Genomic DNA, 15,046 nt, shown 5'->3' with positions numbered 1-15,046 from the left:
CCCTTCACCCCCGCCAGCGACGGTTCCGGCAGCGTCGACGCAGGCGTACGCAGCGCGCGCATTGCACTCAGGCCAGCATCGCGTACAGCACGCCGTGGGCAGGCAGCGCCAGGCGGCCCTCCTGCAGGCACCCTGAGGCGACGCCGGGGGCGTCGATCACCGTCTCGACGCGAACATCCAGTGCGCAGTCGACCGCCGTCGCCGACAGGTTCAGCGCGACCAGGAGCCGCTGTCCCGCGTGCTCGCGCTCGAACGCGAGCACCGGCTCGGGGGTGTCGAGGAAACGGATCGCGCCTTCGACCAGCGCCGGCTGCGTGCGCCGCCAGCGCAGGAAGGCGCGCACCGCGTGCAGCACGGAGTCAGGGTCCGCGTCCTGGGCGGCCACGCTGCGCGCGTGATGGGTCTCGGCGACCGGCAACCACGGCTGTCCGTCACTGAAGCCGGCTCGTTCAGCCCCGTTCCATGGCATCGGCGTGCGGCAACCGTCGCGGCCCTTGAACGCGGGCCAGAACGCGATGCCATAGGGATCCCGAAGCATCTCGTAGGGCACGTCGGCTTCGGGCAGGCCCAGTTCCTCGCCCTGGTAGAGGCATACCGAGCCGCGCAGCGAACACACCAGCGCCACCAACTGCCGCGCCAGCGATTCGTTGAAGCCGGTGCCGCCCCACCGCGTCACCGCGCGTTGCACGTCGTGGTTGCTGATGGCCCAGCACGGCCAGCCATCCGGCATGCCCGCTTCCAGTCGCTCGACCGTGCCGCGGATATACGCGGCGCTGAAGTCGTCGGTGAGCAGCTCGAACGAATAGCCCATGTGCAGCCGGCCGGGTTGCACGTACTCGGCCATCGTCGCCAGCGAGTCCTCCGACGAGATTTCCCCTAGCGCGGCGACATCCGGATAGCGATCCATCAGCGCGCGGACGCCCTCGATGAAGCCCAGGCATTCGGGCTGCGTGTTGTTGTAGTAGTGGTACTGGAACGCGTACGGGTTGTCAGGTGAGAAGCCGCGTCCGGTGCGCAGGTGCTCGGGCTTGGGCGGGTTGTCGCGCAGCTGCGCGTCGTGGAAGCAGAAATTGATCGCATCGAGGCGGAAACCGTCGACGCCGCGGTCGAGCCAGAACTGCACGTTGTCCAGCTGCGCCTGCTGCACCGCCGGGTTGTGGAAGTTCAGGTCCGGCTGCTCGACGAGGAAGTTGTGCAGGTAGTACTGGTGGCGGCGCGGCTCCCACTGCCAGGCCACGCCGCCGAACAGCGACAGCCAGTTGTTGGGCGGCGTGCCGTCGGGCTTCGCATCGGCCCAGACATACCAGTCGGCCTTGTCGCCGGTGCGCGCGCCGCGGCTCGCCTGGAACCACTCGTGCTGCGCCGAGGTGTGGCTCAGCACCTGGTCGATCATCACCTTGAGCCCGAGCGAATGCGCCTTGGCGAGCAGGCGATCGAAGTCCGCGAGCGTGCCGAACATCGGGTCCACGTCGCGGTAATCGGCGATGTCGTAGCCGAAGTCGGCCATCGGGCTCTTGAAGAACGGCGAAATCCAGATCGCGTCGACGCCCAGGCTGGCGACGTAGTCGAGCCTGTCGACGATGCCCGGCAGGTCGCCGATGCCGTCGCCGTCGGTATCGAGGAAGCTGCGCGGGTAGATCTGGTAGATCACCGCGCCTCGCCACCAGCGCTTCGTCGTCATCGATGCCTGTTCCCGTTGCCCTGCGCCCCGTCCGCGGAGGATTCCACGCGGCAGCGGAGCATGCGCGGCGAACCCGGCGGTTCCGCGCTGAATACGTTTGCAGCGGAAAATGTGCAGGCATCGCGCTGACTACCATGCGGCCACGCTGTACCGCGACCGTCGCGATGCTGCACCGCACACCGGTTTCTCGCAGCGCTTGCACCACACTCGCCGACAGGCGCATCGCAGGGCGGTTCATGAATCCCACCACGCAATCCAAGCCGCGGCTCACGTTCTGGCAGATCTGGAACATGTGCTTCGGCTTCCTCGGCATCCAGTTCGGCTTCGCGCTGCAGAACGCCAACGTCAGCCGCATCTTCCAGACGCTGGGCGCCGACATGGACCAGTTGCCGATGCTGTGGATCGCCGCGCCGCTCACCGGACTGATCGTGCAGCCGATCGTGGGGCACTTCTCCGACCGCACCTGGACGCGGCTCGGCCGACGCCGCCCGTATTTCCTCGTCGGCGCGCTGCTGGCCACGGTGGCGCTGCTGGCGATGCCGAATTCGCCGACGCTGTGGGTCGCGGCCGGCCTGCTGTGGATGCTGGATGCGTCCATCAACATCTCGATGGAGCCGTTCCGCGCATTCGTCGGCGACCAGCTGCCCGTCGAGCAGCGCGCCACCGGCTACTCGATGCAGAGCTTCTTCATCGGCGTGGGCTCGGTGGTGGCGAGCCTGTTGCCCTATCTGCTGACTCGGTTCGGCGTCGCCAACACCACCGGCGCCGGCATGGTGCCCGACACCGTGCGCTACTCGTTCTATTTCGGCGGCCTGGTGCTGTTGCTCGCGATCGGCTGGACCATCCTGCGCACGCGCGAATACCCGCCGGGCGAGCTCGACCGCTGGGACGAAGCGCCGCCGCAGCCGATCCGCACGCGCGTGCCGGCCCGAATGCGCGCGAGCGCGTTCGCCTGGCTCGTGGCGGGCGCCGCACTGCTGTTGCTCGTCTATGCCAATGGCCTCGACAAGCAGCTGTACGTGCTCGGTGGCCTGATCGCCGCGTACGGGCTCATGTTGCTGGCACGCACGATGACGCGCGGCGCCGGCGCGTTCGACCAGATCATGGACGACCTCTACGACATGCCGGCGACCATGCGGCAGCTCGCCGTCGTCCAGTTCTTTTCCTGGTTCGCGCTGTTCGCCATGTGGATCTACACCACGGGCGCGGTCACCTCGGTGCACTTCGGCAGTTCCGATCCCACCTCCGCGGCGTACAACGAGGGCGCCAACTGGGTCGGCGTGCTGTTCGCGGCCTACAACGCGTTCGCGGCCGTCGCGGCCGTGTTCATCGCGCGCATGGCGCACCGCATCGGACTGCGCCGCACGCACCTGTTCAATTCGCTGCTCGGCGGTGCCGGCCTCCTGTCGATGGTGTTCATCCGCGACCCGCACTGGCTGCTGCTGTCGATGGTCGGCGTCGGCTTCGCCTGGGCGTCGATCCTGTCGCTGCCGTATGCGCTGCTGTCCGACAGCGTGCCGGCCGCGAAGATGGGCGTGTACATGGGCATCTTCAATTTCTTCATCGTGATTCCGCAGCTGGTCGCGGTCGCGGTGCTGGGATTCCTCGTCGACCACGTGTTCGGCGGCCATCCGATCGACGCATTGGCGATCGGCGGCGTGAGCATGATCGTCGCCGGGCTCTGCGTGCTTCGCGTGCGCGAGCCGGAGCCGCGTGGCCAGTTGGCGGTGACGCCGTGAACCGCGTCGCGGGTTTCGCGCGCCTCTCACTGGCGCTGGCGGTCGCCGTGTCGCTGCCTGCGCACGCAGCGGCGCCCGTGCGAATGGCCGCCCGCGAATTCATCGGCACCACCGAGCCGTTCGCGAGCAATGCGATCTATTTCCTGATGACCGACCGTTTCGTCAACGGCGATCCGTCCAATGATCATCGTGAGCAGGGCGGCAAGGCGCTGCACACGTTCGACCGCCCGACGCCCGGCGCGCCCAAGGGTCGCAGCGACAACGTGGGCTACATGGGAGGCGATTTCAAAGGCGTGCTCGATAACGCCGACTACATCCACGACATGGGCTTTGGCGCGGTGTGGATCACGCCCATCGTCGACAATCCCGACGAGGCGTTCACCGGCGGCGAGCCCGTGCATTGGGGCGGCATGTGGACCGATCGCGGCAAGACCGGCTACCACGGCTACTGGGGCGACAACTTCTACGTGCTGGACGAACACCTGCCGAGCGCCGACCTCGATTTTCGCGGGTTGACGGCGGGCTTGCGCCAGCACGGCCTCGAGACCGTGCTCGACATCGTGCTCAACCACGGGTCGCCCGCTTACACCATGCCGAGCGACCAGCCGAAATACGGGAAGATTTTCGGCGCCGACGGTGAGCTTCTCGCCAATCACCAGAACCTGCCGCCGGCGAAGCTGGACCCGAACAACAACCCGCTGCACCGCTGGTACAACACCTCGGGCGGGCTCGCGCAGTTGTCGGACCTCAACGAGAACGAGCCGGCGGTGCTCGAGTACTTCGTCGGTGCGTACTCGAAGTGGATCGACCAGGGTGCGGACGCCTTCCGCATCGACACCATCGGCTGGATGCCGAACACGTTCTGGCATGCGTTCACCACGCGCATCCGCGCGAAGTACCCGCGCTTCTTCATGTTCGGCGAAGCGTTCGACACTGACGCCGCGACGATCGCCATGCATACGCTGCCGCGGAACGCAGACGTGAGCGTGTTGGACTTCCCGCTGAAGGAGCGGCTCGTCGAGGTCTTCGGCCGCAAGCGGGCCGGCTACGAGCGCATCGCCGAGCGTCTCTACCTCACCGACGGCCCGTACGCGAATCCGTACGAGCTGATGACGTTCTACGACAACCACGACATGGCCCGCCTCGATGCGAGCGACGCCGGTTTCATCGACGCGCACAACTTCCTGTTCACCGCGCGCGGCATTCCAGTGATCTATTACGGCTCGGAGATCGGGTTCGAGCGTGGCGCGGTCGAGCACACGGGCAACCGGAACTATTTCGGCCAAGCGCGCATCGCGCAGGCAAAGACGCATCCGATCCACGACGCGCTGCGACGAATCGCGCGGGTGCGCGCATCGACACCGGCGCTGCAGCGCGGCCTGCAGGTAAACCTGGAGTTCAAGGGAGACCGTGCCGCGTTCTATCGCGTCGCGCAGTCGGCCGGCGTCGCGCAGATCGCACTCGTGCTGCTCAACAAGGGGGACGCGCCCGCCGACTTCCGCATCGATCGATGGCTGCAGCCCGGCGAGTGGCACGCGGCGATCGGCGGCGGCACGACGACGATTGCAGCCGGCCACGCACTCGCGGCCACTGTGCCCGCGCATGGGGTGGAGGTCTACGTGCTCTCTGCGGGTGTGCTGGATGATGGGCTTCGCGAGCAGCTGCAGCAGGCCGAGGCGCGCAAGTCGCGCCGCTGAGTTGCGGCGCTGGTGGGGAAAGCCGCGGCGGCAGTAGCCCCGGTGCCGCGATCGCGAGTGCCTGCGTCCTACAGGGAGTGCAGCGACAGACGACGCGCGCGCCGCGGCCCGCTGGCGTCGTGAGTCATGGGTGTCGCAGTCGGTTCGGCAGTTTCGGTTGCCGCGCGCGTTCGGCGTCGGTCTCCAACCCGAGGGCGCGATCGCGTTCGCGACCGCTGCGGTCGTGCGCGGCCTGCGCCCAAGTCATCCCAACGTAAACGAAGATTTCCTGACCACCAGCGCGGCCGGCAGCATCGCGCTCTCCGCCGGCTCGTCACGCACCAGCTGCATCAACGTGGCCACGAGCAGCTGGCCGGCGCGCGTGGTGTCCTGCATCACCGTCGTCAGCGGCGGGGTGCTGAACCGGGCCATCGGAATGTCATCGAACCCGACCACCGATACGTCGTGGGGAATTCGGATCCCCGCCTCGTGCAATGCGCGCATCGCGCCGATGGCGATCAGGTCGCTGGCGGCGAAGATCGCGTCGAACGGGCGGCCGCGCGCCAGCAGTTGCACCGCCGCCGCGTAGCCCGCTTCCTCGCTGGTCTCGGCATCGACCTGCAGCGACGGGTCCAGGCACAGGCCCGCCTCAGACAGCGCTGCTTCGCAGCCGTGGTACCGATCGAAGAACTCGGGGTAGTGGGACGAGGCGTGTCCGACGAAGGCGATCGTGCGTCGACCGCAGGCCAGCAGGTGCTGCGCCGCCAGTTGCCCGCCGTGCATGTTGTCGCAGCCGATCGAGACCCCGGGCTGGTCGGCAGCCACCGCGCCCCAGCGCACGAAATGCGTGCCGCGCTCGACCAGCGCCGACAGCTTGTCGCGATACGCCTCGTAGTCGCCGTAGCCGAGCAGGATGAGCCCGTCGGCCTTCATCGAGTCCTCGTAATCGGAGTGCCAGTCCTCGGACAGCTGCTGGAATGACACCAGCAGGTCCTGGCCGTGGCGGGCGCAGGCGCGGGTGATCGAGCCCAGCATCGCCAGGAAGAACGGGTTGATGTGCGACTCGTCCGGGGTCGGATCCTCGAACAGCAGCAGCGCGAGCGTGCCGGACTTCTGCGTCCGCAGGCTCGAGGCGCGTCGGTCGACCTTGTAATTGAGCTCGCGCGCGACGGCTTCGACCCGCTTGCGGGTCTCCTCGTTGACGAGCGGGCTGCCGCGCAGCACCCGGGAAACGGTCGCTTGGGATACGCCCGCCCGGAAGGCGATGTCGAACGAGGTGGATCTGGATTTCTTGGTCATTCGCGGCCGAGTGTAGCGGCCGGCCCCACCCCTGCCATCGGTGGGGGTGGAAAAGCCGTCATGACGGCCGCATGGTCACTGTTCAGGCCGCCACGGCCGGTTTTACCTACGCTGCACGCACCTATAGGCACCATCGACCGCTCCTCGTTCCACCAGCGCAACACTCCGGAACCCCGGGCCCTTTAGCAGTCAAAGGGGCCGACTGCTAATCTAGAGCCCATGACCCAGACAGCCTCCCCTGTTCCCGTCGCCCAGAACTTTCCCGTCCTGTTCCCGACGAAGCTGAGCCCGCTTGGTTCGCTCGACGCCTATATCGGCGCGGTGAACCGTATCCCGGTGCTGAGCGTCGACGATGAGCAGCGACTCGCGCGCCGTTTCCGAGACGGCGAGGATCTCGACGCCGCCCGCGAGCTGGTGCATTCGCACCTGCGCTTCGTGGTGCATGTCGCGCGTGGCTACAACGGCTACGGCCTCGGCATCGCCGACCTCATCCAGGAAGGCAACATCGGCCTGATGAAGGCGGTCAAGCGTTTCGACCCCGACCAGGGCGTGCGCTTGGTCAGTTTCGCGGTGCACTGGATCCGCGCCGAGATGCACGAGTTCATCCTGAAGAACTGGCGCATCGTCAAGGTCGCGACCACCAAGGCGCAGCGCAAGCTGTTCTTCAACCTGCGCAAGAGCAAGAAGCGCCTGGGCTGGATGAATGCCGAGGAAGTTCGTGCGATCGCAGCCGACCTGAAGGTGTCCGAACGCGAGGTGCGCGAGATGGAGTCGCGGCTGTCGGGGCGCGACATCGGCTTCGATGCACCGGATGACGGCGACGAGGACGGCCCGCCGTCGCCGGTCGCCTATCTGGCGACGCAGGGCGAGGATCCGTCCCAGCTCTACGAGCGCGAAGACGAGGAAGGCGACAAGCTCGACGTGCTGCGCGAAGGCCTGGCCGAGCTCGATGCGCGTTCGCGCGACATCATCAAGCGCCGCTGGCTCGACAGCGACAACAAGATCACCTTGCAGGAACTGGCCGACGAATATGGCGTGTCGGCCGAACGCATCCGCCAGATCGAGGCGAACGCGCTGAAGAAGATGCGCGCGTTGTTCGTCGCGTAAGCCGGCTTGAACGCGGTCCCGTTGACGGCCCGGGAGACCGGGCCGTTCGCGTTCTGCGGACGGCCGCAGGCCGATTCCAACCAGCGCCGAGCCGCGCCGCCACATACCGCGGACGCGCCGCCGCTCACGCGCCTCGTCTGCGCGGTCGGCTATACGGGGGGCGTCAATCGGGAGCCGGCGACATGGAGCAGAACCCTCGGACCTCGCATGTGGTCGACCCCGCCACGGCGGCCGGCGAAGTGAGCCTGCGCTTCGATCGCTGGTTCGCGTCGCATGAACTCGACCTGCCTCCGCCCACGCGCGCCGAGTTCGTGCAGATGGGAATGGACGCGTTGCAGCGCTGGCCCGACCGCTCGACCGGCGACGTTCTCGACGAACTGATCGCCGAACTCGACGGCCGCCTTGCCGTCATCGCCGCGGAGCAGGCGCACGACGCTGGACGGGGCGACGCTACCGTCGCGTCCGAGCGGCAGCCGCGCGGACTCGCACGCCTGTTCGGCTGGAACCGCGACCGCCGCCACTGATGTACACGCCGCGCGTCAGTGCAAGACGTCGGGGAGATGCGCGCCGCGGCCCGCGCGGAGTGCGCTCGGCGCGCAACTTGACGGACCCCGCCGCGCACACGCGGGCGCGCTGTTGCGCCGCGTACATGCCGTCCGCGTCGACGGCGCGTTGCTCGACGGAGGCGTCGTGAGCGACACCGTCGCCAGCTTTGTGGCGTTGCCAACGTCGAAGCGCCGACGCCGCTACGCCGGCGAGCGAAGCGGCTGATGCGCATCGGCCTCATCGCGGACACACACGGCCTGTTGCGACCGGAAGCGGTCGCTGCGCTGCGCGGCTGCAACCACATCCTGCATGCCGGCGACATCGGCGGCGCCGACGTGCTCGCGGGGCTCGAAGCCGTCGCGCCGGTAACTTCGATCCGCGGAAACAACGACACCGCAGCGTGGGCATCAGCGCTGCCCGACACGCGCCTGGTTCACCTCGGCGGCATCGACATCTACATGCTGCACGAGCTGAAAAGTCTCGCCGAACCGCTACCGGCCGAATGCATCCACGTCATCGTCGCCGGACATTCGCACAAGCCGCTTATCGAGATGCGCGGCCACGTGCTCGTCGTGAACCCCGGCAGCGCGGGACGTCGGCGCTTCACGCTGCCGGTGACCGTGGGCGAACTCCGCGTCGATGCCGGACGCGTCGCTGCACGGATCCTGCCGCTGCCGATCAGTCCGTGAAGCGCACGGGCCCGGCCGCGCGCGCGCGGCTCCCCAACTCAACGCGCCAGCCCGGGAGACGGCGGCGTAAGCGCCTGCGCGGACTGCGGATCCAGACGCTGTGCTTGCGCACCGATCGCCACTAGGCGCAGCTGGCGGCTCGATCTGCAATGGATTGCACGCTCGCCTCCGCGCTGATCGCATCGATGCTGTGGTTGTGCCCCTATTCGTAACGCATGGGGCTCATCTGTACCGCGCGCACTTCACGTCGATCGTCCTTGAAGGTGTGACGAGGGTCCCGTAGGCCGAAACCTCCTCACGTCAGGACGCGCGATCCCCTCGCGCGGCTGGTACGTACGCAAGAGCGGGCGGCCGTGGCGCGATGACGTTCGAACACAAGAAGCGAGCTTCGAATTGCCGGGCACTCCTGCACTTGCCGCAACCGAATTCGTGCCTCTGGCAATGCCTACTGAGTTACACAGACGTAAACTTCGCAGCAAGCAGCTTTTCCAGCTTCACCTGGTCCTGCGCGAATTTGCGGATTCCGTCCGACAGCTTTTCCGTCGCCATCGCATCTTCGTTGTGCTGCCAGCGGAACGTCGCCTCCTCAAGCTGCGCAGGCGCGGCGTCACGTTCGCCGTCGTGTACCAGCGCACAGTCCATCGCTGCGGTGCTCGATTGCAACTCGGCAAGCAGCTCAGGCGAGATCGTCAGTCGATCACATCCCGCGAGCGCGGTGATCTGCCCGACATTGCGGAAGCTCGCGCCCATCACGACGGTGTCGTAGCCGTGGCGCTTGTACCACTGCCAGATGCGCGTGACGGATTGGACGCCGGGGTCCTCCTGCGGCGTCGCCGGCTTCGCTGCGCCGCTCGAGACATGCCAGTCGAAAATGCGGCCCACGAACGGCGATATCAGGTAGACGCCTGCCTCGGCGCAGGCAACGGCCTGGGCGAACGAGAACAGCAACGTCAGGTTGCAGTGGATGCCTTCGCGTTCGAGTTGTTCCGCGGCGCGGATGCCTTCCCATGTCGCGGCGATCTTGATCAGGAGGCGATCGCGCCCGATGCCCGTGTCGTCGTAGAGCTCGACGAGTCGATGCGCCTTGGCGATGGTGGCGTCGGTATCGAAGCTAAGACGCGCGTCTACTTCAGTGGAAACGCGCCCGGGAATGAGCTTGAGGATTTCGCCGCCGATGGCGACGGCGAGCCGGTCGGATGCGTCGGCGACGCGTGTCGAGTCATCAGAGCCCTGCGCGCCGGAGACGGCCGCGTGCAGGAGCGGCGCATAAGCCGGCAGGCCGGCGGCCCTCAGCAACAGCGACGGGTTGGTCGTCGCATCCAGCGGGCGGAAGCGGGCGATGGCATCGATGTCGCCGGTGTCGGCGACGATGGTGGAATGGGCGCGCAGTGCATCGAGAAGAGTCGTCATTGCGCGATTATCGCCGGTGCGACGTGATGCACGGTCAATGTGGGTGGGCGAACCGCGTGATCCGCCCGCCACCCTCTTCCGGCATTTCAGAGCGCCGGCACCGGGGCCGTTCGCCTCATCTGCAGGTCGTGGTCCTGTTGGCGAGCCCGTACGTTGACTGCCACCTCGTGCGCTTGGCGGCTGCTTTCGGCGATCGGCTGCCTCGACGCCTGCGCGAGGCTGATCGCGTCGGTGATGCCCAACCCCGCTTCGCGATCGTTCGGTCGGTTCTCGACCGCACGCGCGAGCGTATTTCGATCGTTGATTTCGACGCGGTCGATACGCGTGATGCCCTCGCGCACGCATTCGACCGTCAACGCTGCCGCGATGCGCCGGGTATGCGGCCCGACGGCCGTGCCTTGCGCTCTCTCGGCGGCCGCCACTTTCGCGACCGCCTGTTCGAACAAGGCGTGTTGCGGATGAGATGGATCCGCCATCAGCGACCGTTCCGCGCGTGCCAACGCCGCTTCCGTCTTCGGCCCGGCAACACCCTTGCCCTCCAGGCCATGCTCGCGCTGGAATTGCTTCAGCGCAAAGGAAGTGTCTCTACCGAATTCACCGTCGACACCGAGCGGCCTGCCGTCTTCTCCCCGGTAGCCGAGTTCGAAGAGGCGGCTTTGGAGTCGTGCCACGGGCGTGCCGTGTTCGCCTGGCGCCAACGACGCGGCAGTGTTGGTGCGAAGACCGACGCCGGGACTCGGCTGCGATTGGTCTCCCCCGTGAGCGCGCCGCGCCGGCGTCCCGCCGTGCTCTCCAATAGCGGGCTCCGCGTGCAGTCGGGCATGCACGTGGAAGCCGGGCTTCGCACGGAGCGCGCCGACGATCTCCTGATTGTGGCCGTCCCAATACGAGTGCGGCGCGATCGTTACCGCAGCAGGCCCGGTGCCGACTTGCGAACCGATGAACTGGATATGCCCGTTCGCGTCATAGCCTTTGAATATCGCTACGTGCTGGCTACTGCTGAAGCGGTCCTTGAACATCAGGATGTCGCCGGGCTGCAGCGACCCATTAGGTGCACGCGCGTCCTGCGCGGGAATCACATCGAAATGTTGGCGCGCGTAGGGTGTTGGTGCGTGCGCCTGGAACAGGTCATGCGTCGTGAACGGCGCCGCCGGCACGCCGTAGCCCGCATCCTTCAGGCCACGCCATACCAACGACGAGCAGTCCACGCCCTTGTACCCGTCATGGTCGAGATCCTGCTCTGTGCGACTGCGATCTGTACGCAGGTTGCCCACACCGTTGTGGCGCTCCATGTCTGAACGCCCGTACTCGAAGCGATCGCCACTGCGAAGGAAGTGCCGATCCGCCTCTGTCAGGATTGCAGCACGGGCTGTTGCATCGCGGTCGCCCACGGTTCTTGAATGGACTGCCGGCGCGATCGCGGCTTGGGGCGACGCGGGCGCACGTATTGCCACTTGGGCGCCCGCAAGTTCGAGTGCATGTTGCATGGTTGGGCCCCGGAACACCCGTTCCAGGTTCACCGCATACGCTGGGTCGGTTGCATAGCCCGCACGCTGCAGCGCGGCCGCTTCCAGACGCATGTCGCCTTGGGTCCCGGCGTCGAAAAGGCCTGCCTGTGCGTAGCGTGGATTGTTTCGAAGGAAGGCGACCCGATCGCGCAGCGCTCCTTCGGTCGATGCGTAAACGCGGAAGTCTTGGTCCAACCAGACCTTACGACCGTTTTCGTACTCCGGAACATTGAACGTTCGCGACTGCCCGTGCCAGCCTGCGGTCGCCTTGATGTTGAAGATGTTGTGCGTGCCTGGTAGAACCTTTTCGCCCCAGCCCGTCTCCTGCGCTGCTTGGGCGAGGATCAGCTCCCATGACATGCCCGTTTCCTTCGAAACGCGCATGGCCGCCGGATACAGGTCGACGATGAACTGCTGTTGCGGTGTTAGTCGGTCGTCCGTCATATCGCGCCCTCCTTGGCGTCAGAACGTAGAAACCTGCAATGTGAATGGACGCGGCGCGTCCTCAGGTGACGCTCGCCACAGCCCGGCCAGCGCGAGCGACTGGCCCTTCAGAACGAAATGCGACGAGCCGGCGTCCAGCCACGCACTCGCGTTTCCGGGCACTCCCGGGATCGTCGTGACCTCATGCGTGCCGACGATGGCCCCGGCCGTCGAAAGCCGAGCGATCGAAATCAGTGTCTGCGACGTCGACTGTGCCGGCTGTGTGTCGGTCGCGACGAGCACGTAGCAGCGCTCGGACTCGCAGGCGCAATGGGTGGCGCGGTTAGCGTAGACGTCGGAATCATGCGGAATGAGCGTCGTCCATACGGGAGTCGTGTCGCCGTTCGCGAACTTCGCCACGATTGCGCTCTGTCGACCGAGGTCGTCGAGTCGCGCGCCCACGACGCAGGCGTATCCGGCCGCCTGCGTGACGGAGTAGATGGTCGTGTCCGGCAGGGCGGTTTCGTAGGCCTCCTTCAAAGTTGGCGCTGCCGTTTCGCCATCAGGCGGAAGGCCCATCGAATACTCGTCTAGGCGATCGGCGCGGATCCAGCCGGACGGGCACCCCGCCGAATACGCACCGTGCGTGACGCGACAGGGCAGCTGCGGTTTCGGCCCCACCCATGCCGCTGCGGCGTGGGGCGTCGTGCACTCGCCTTTGCATGCCTTGACCATCGACTCATCGATCGCGGTTACGTAGCGCCACCCTGGACGATCGTCGCTCGGCTGCGCGCGGTAGTGGATGCACACCATCTGACCCGGCGACAGCGTGGCAACCGCGGATGGCGTCGTCGTCGATGGGAATCGGTCCATCAGCTCTGCACCGGCCGCGATGCTCGCGAGCGATGCGGTCTCGGTGTCGCAGTTCGTGACTGCGCCGGTGATCGCGTAGCCGGGGGCGGTGCATGTTCGCGCCCAACCCGCGCGTGGCGGGTCGCATGCGAGGCCGGCAAGCGGGTCCGCAAGGCGTCGTGCCGGGGACGGGGGCTGCGTGGCCGCATGGGACGCGGGTTCAGATGTCGACGACGGGTCGGGCCGGCAGCCCATCATCGTGAGGGTCAGCAACGCGCCGACCCGTAAAGGCGAGGTTCGCATGAGATTCCGTTCTCCGGATGTCGCGGGCAAAGCTTAACGCGGCGCGCGTCAGCAGTTAATACAGGTCCACCGGATCCACATCCAGCGACCACCGCACCTTTCGCGCTTCCGGCAATTCGCGTATCGCCGGCAACGCAGCGTCGAGAGCCGCATGCAGCGCGGGCCGGGCATTCGTCGAAACAATGAGCTGCGCGCGCTGGAAACCGGCGCGTCGTGGCATCGGTGCGGGCAGCGGACCGTGCGCGGTGAGCAGCGTGCCGGTTGGAGTCGCCTGCAGCTGCGCGCGTGCTTCGGTAAGGAACGTGTTGGCGGCGTCCATGTCGCGTGCCTCGGCGCGGAACATCGCGATGTATGCGAACGGCGGGAAGTGCGCGTCCTCGCGCAACGCGAGTTCCTCGTCCGCGAACAGCGAATAGCCGCCGGTGAGCAGCGTATGCAGCAGTGGATGTTCCGGGTGATGCGTCTGCAGGACGACTTCGCCGGCCTGTTCGGCGCGGCCAGCGCGTCCGGACACCTGGATCAGCAGTTGCGCGAGTTTTTCGGGCGCGCGGAAGTCGGCGCTGAACAGGCCTTCGTCGATGCCGACGACGGCGACCAGCGTCAGCCCCGGCAGGTCATGACCCTTGGCGAGCATCTGCGTGCCGATCAGGATGCCCGGACCATCGCCTAGTGTTTCGAGGTGCCCGGCAAGCGCATCGCGATTGCGCGTGGTGCCCTTGTCGATGCGCACCACAGGTACTTGCGGAAAGCGGGCAGCCAGCGTTTCCTCGAGCTTCTCGGTTCCGGCACCTTGTGGTTGAAGCGCGAGGCCACCGCAGTCCGGACATGCATCCGGCGCGCGTTTCGATGCGCCGCAGTGATGGCATTGCAGGCGACGGCCCTTCGCATGCACCGTCATCGACGCATCGCAGCGCGGGCATTCGGCCGTCCATCCGCAGTCGTGGCACAGCAGCACCGGCGCGTAGCCGCGGCGGTTCTTGAACACCAGCACCTGCCCGCCGGCTTCTAGCGTGCGTGCGATCGAATCGATCAGGTCGTTGGACAGGCCGGCGTCGAGTGCGCGCTTGCGGATGTCGATGACGCGCACCGCAGGCGGCTTTGCGGCGCCGGCGCGTTTGCGCAGGTGCAGGTGCGTGTAGCGGCCGGTGCGCGCATTGCGCAGCGACTCCATCGATGGGGTCGCGCTGCCCAGCACCACCGGCACGCCGAGCGCATGGCCGCGGTACAGCGCGAAATCGCGCGCGTGGTAGCGGATGCCGTCGAGCTGCTTGTAGCTGCCGTCGTGCTCCTCGTCGACGACGATCAGGCCGGCATCGGGCAGGGGCAGGAACACCGCGCTGCGCGTCCCGACGACGACACGCGCCTGCCCGCGGAGGCACGCGGCCCACGTGCGGGCGCGCTCGCCGTCCGACAGGCCCGAGTGCAGCGCGTACACCGGCACGCCAAGGCGCGCCCGGAAACGCGCGAGCGTCTGCGGGGTCAGGCCGATTTCGGGGACGAGCACCAGCGCCTGCTTGCAGCGGGCAAGGCAGTCGGCGATCGCATGCAGGTAGACCTCGGTCTTGCCGCTGCCGGTGATGCCGTCGAGCAGGAACGCGCCAAACGCGTCGGGGTTGGCGAGGATCGCGTCGATCGCGGCGCGCTGCTCGTCGTTGGGCTGCGGGCCGGGCTCCACCGGCGTGCCGGCCGGCTGCATCACGACCTGTTCCACCACGCCGCGCTGGTCGAGGCTGCGCAGCGCCGGGCGCCAGTCCTCGAACAGGCTGTCGAGTTCGTCCTCCGCGACGGCGCCGATCGCGAGACGTTCGGCGAG

11 protein-coding genes are annotated in these 15,046 nt (G+C 67.2%); 5 read left to right on the top strand and 6 right to left on the bottom strand.

The genetic code is table 11. The features are described 5' to 3' along the window. Window positions 1-67: 67 nt before the first annotated feature. Window positions 68-1,681, bottom strand: a complete 1,614-nt coding sequence (locus FW784_RS07460; protein ID WP_149352725.1) for an alpha-glucosidase family protein — start codon at window positions 1,679-1,681, stop codon at window positions 68-70. A gap of 236 nt (window positions 1,682-1,917) precedes the next feature. On the opposite strand from FW784_RS07460, the gene FW784_RS07455 reads away from it, so the two are divergent. Together FW784_RS07455 and FW784_RS07450 are read left to right on the top strand one after the other, a co-directional pair. Then, window positions 1,918-3,420 carry an MFS transporter gene (locus FW784_RS07455; RefSeq protein WP_149352724.1) on the top strand — a complete coding sequence of 501 codons (1,503 nt, stop codon included), beginning with the start codon at window positions 1,918-1,920 and terminating at the stop codon, window positions 3,418-3,420. An 83-nt stretch (window positions 3,421-3,503) separates the two neighbouring features. Then, complete coding sequence (locus tag FW784_RS07450) at window positions 3,504-5,117, top strand: alpha-amylase family glycosyl hydrolase (protein ID WP_149352727.1); 1,614 nt, start codon at window positions 3,504-3,506, stop codon at window positions 5,115-5,117. 243 nt (window positions 5,118-5,360) lie between these two features. On the opposite strand, the gene FW784_RS07445 is transcribed toward FW784_RS07450, so the two are convergent. Beyond that, a complete protein-coding gene (locus FW784_RS07445; protein WP_149352723.1) occupies window positions 5,361-6,395 on the bottom strand; it encodes a LacI family DNA-binding transcriptional regulator in 1,035 nt (344 codons plus the stop codon). Between the two features lie 219 nt (window positions 6,396-6,614). Between FW784_RS07445 and rpoH the strand changes: the two genes are divergently transcribed. From rpoH to FW784_RS07430, 3 genes are all read left to right on the top strand, one after another. Further along, window positions 6,615-7,502, top strand: coding sequence for an RNA polymerase sigma factor RpoH (gene rpoH / locus FW784_RS07440; protein WP_149352722.1), 888 nt, complete (start codon window positions 6,615-6,617; stop codon window positions 7,500-7,502). Between the two features lie 182 nt (window positions 7,503-7,684). Continuing rightward, entirely contained in the window at window positions 7,685-8,026 is a 342-nt protein-coding gene (locus FW784_RS07435; RefSeq protein ID WP_149352721.1) for a hypothetical protein, read from the top strand. 246 nt (window positions 8,027-8,272) lie between these two features. Continuing rightward, the gene (locus FW784_RS07430) at window positions 8,273-8,737 is read left to right on the top strand and encodes a metallophosphoesterase family protein (RefSeq protein ID WP_149352720.1); all 465 of its coding nucleotides are present in this window, start codon (window positions 8,273-8,275) and stop codon (window positions 8,735-8,737) included. Window positions 8,738-9,190: 453 nt separating this feature from the next. Here the strand turns inward: FW784_RS07430 and tal are convergent, their stop codons facing one another. The 4 genes from tal to FW784_RS07410 all read right to left on the bottom strand — a co-directional run. Continuing rightward, window positions 9,191-10,147, bottom strand: a complete 957-nt coding sequence (gene tal, locus FW784_RS07425; RefSeq protein WP_149352719.1) for a transaldolase — start codon at window positions 10,145-10,147, stop codon at window positions 9,191-9,193. Between the two features lie 86 nt (window positions 10,148-10,233). After that, window positions 10,234-12,099, bottom strand: coding sequence for a glucosaminidase domain-containing protein (locus FW784_RS14325; protein ID WP_187770715.1), 1,866 nt, complete (start codon window positions 12,097-12,099; stop codon window positions 10,234-10,236). Window positions 12,100-12,117: 18 nt separating this feature from the next. Beyond that, window positions 12,118-12,951: a hypothetical protein gene (locus tag FW784_RS07415; protein WP_149352718.1), complete on the bottom strand. Its 834-nt coding sequence runs from the start codon at window positions 12,949-12,951 to the stop codon at window positions 12,118-12,120. A gap of 337 nt (window positions 12,952-13,288) precedes the next feature. Beyond that, window positions 13,289-15,046 (bottom strand): primosomal protein N' (locus FW784_RS07410; RefSeq protein ID WP_425481607.1); only part of this gene is annotated, 1,758 nt, incomplete at its 5' end.

Source organism: Cognatilysobacter lacus (genome assembly GCF_008274655.1).
Classification (GTDB): domain Bacteria; phylum Pseudomonadota; class Gammaproteobacteria; order Xanthomonadales; family Xanthomonadaceae; genus Cognatilysobacter; species Cognatilysobacter lacus.
This window is presented reverse-complemented; position numbering and strand designations above follow the sequence as displayed.

Excerpts from the sequence above, each read along its gene's own strand:
- FW784_RS07460 (WP_149352725.1), bottom strand. The coding sequence starts at position 1,681 with ATGACGACGAAGCGCTGGTGGCGAGGCGCGGTGATCTACCAGATCTAC.
- FW784_RS07455 (WP_149352724.1), top strand. The coding sequence starts at position 1,918 with ATGAATCCCACCACGCAATCCAAGCCGCGGCTCACGTTCTGGCAGATC.
- FW784_RS07450 (WP_149352727.1), top strand. The coding sequence starts at position 3,504 with ATGGCCGCCCGCGAATTCATCGGCACCACCGAGCCGTTCGCGAGCAAT.
- FW784_RS07445 (WP_149352723.1), bottom strand. The coding sequence starts at position 6,395 with ATGACCAAGAAATCCAGATCCACCTCGTTCGACATCGCCTTCCGGGCG.
- rpoH (WP_149352722.1), top strand. The coding sequence starts at position 6,615 with ATGACCCAGACAGCCTCCCCTGTTCCCGTCGCCCAGAACTTTCCCGTC.
- FW784_RS07435 (WP_149352721.1), top strand. The coding sequence starts at position 7,685 with ATGGAGCAGAACCCTCGGACCTCGCATGTGGTCGACCCCGCCACGGCG.
- FW784_RS07430 (WP_149352720.1), top strand. The coding sequence starts at position 8,273 with ATGCGCATCGGCCTCATCGCGGACACACACGGCCTGTTGCGACCGGAA.
- tal (WP_149352719.1), bottom strand. The coding sequence starts at position 10,147 with ATGACGACTCTTCTCGATGCACTGCGCGCCCATTCCACCATCGTCGCC.
- FW784_RS14325 (WP_187770715.1), bottom strand. The coding sequence starts at position 12,099 with ATGACGGACGACCGACTAACACCGCAACAGCAGTTCATCGTCGACCTG.
- FW784_RS07415 (WP_149352718.1), bottom strand. The coding sequence starts at position 12,951 with ATGGACCGATTCCCATCGACGACGACGCCATCCGCGGTTGCCACGCTG.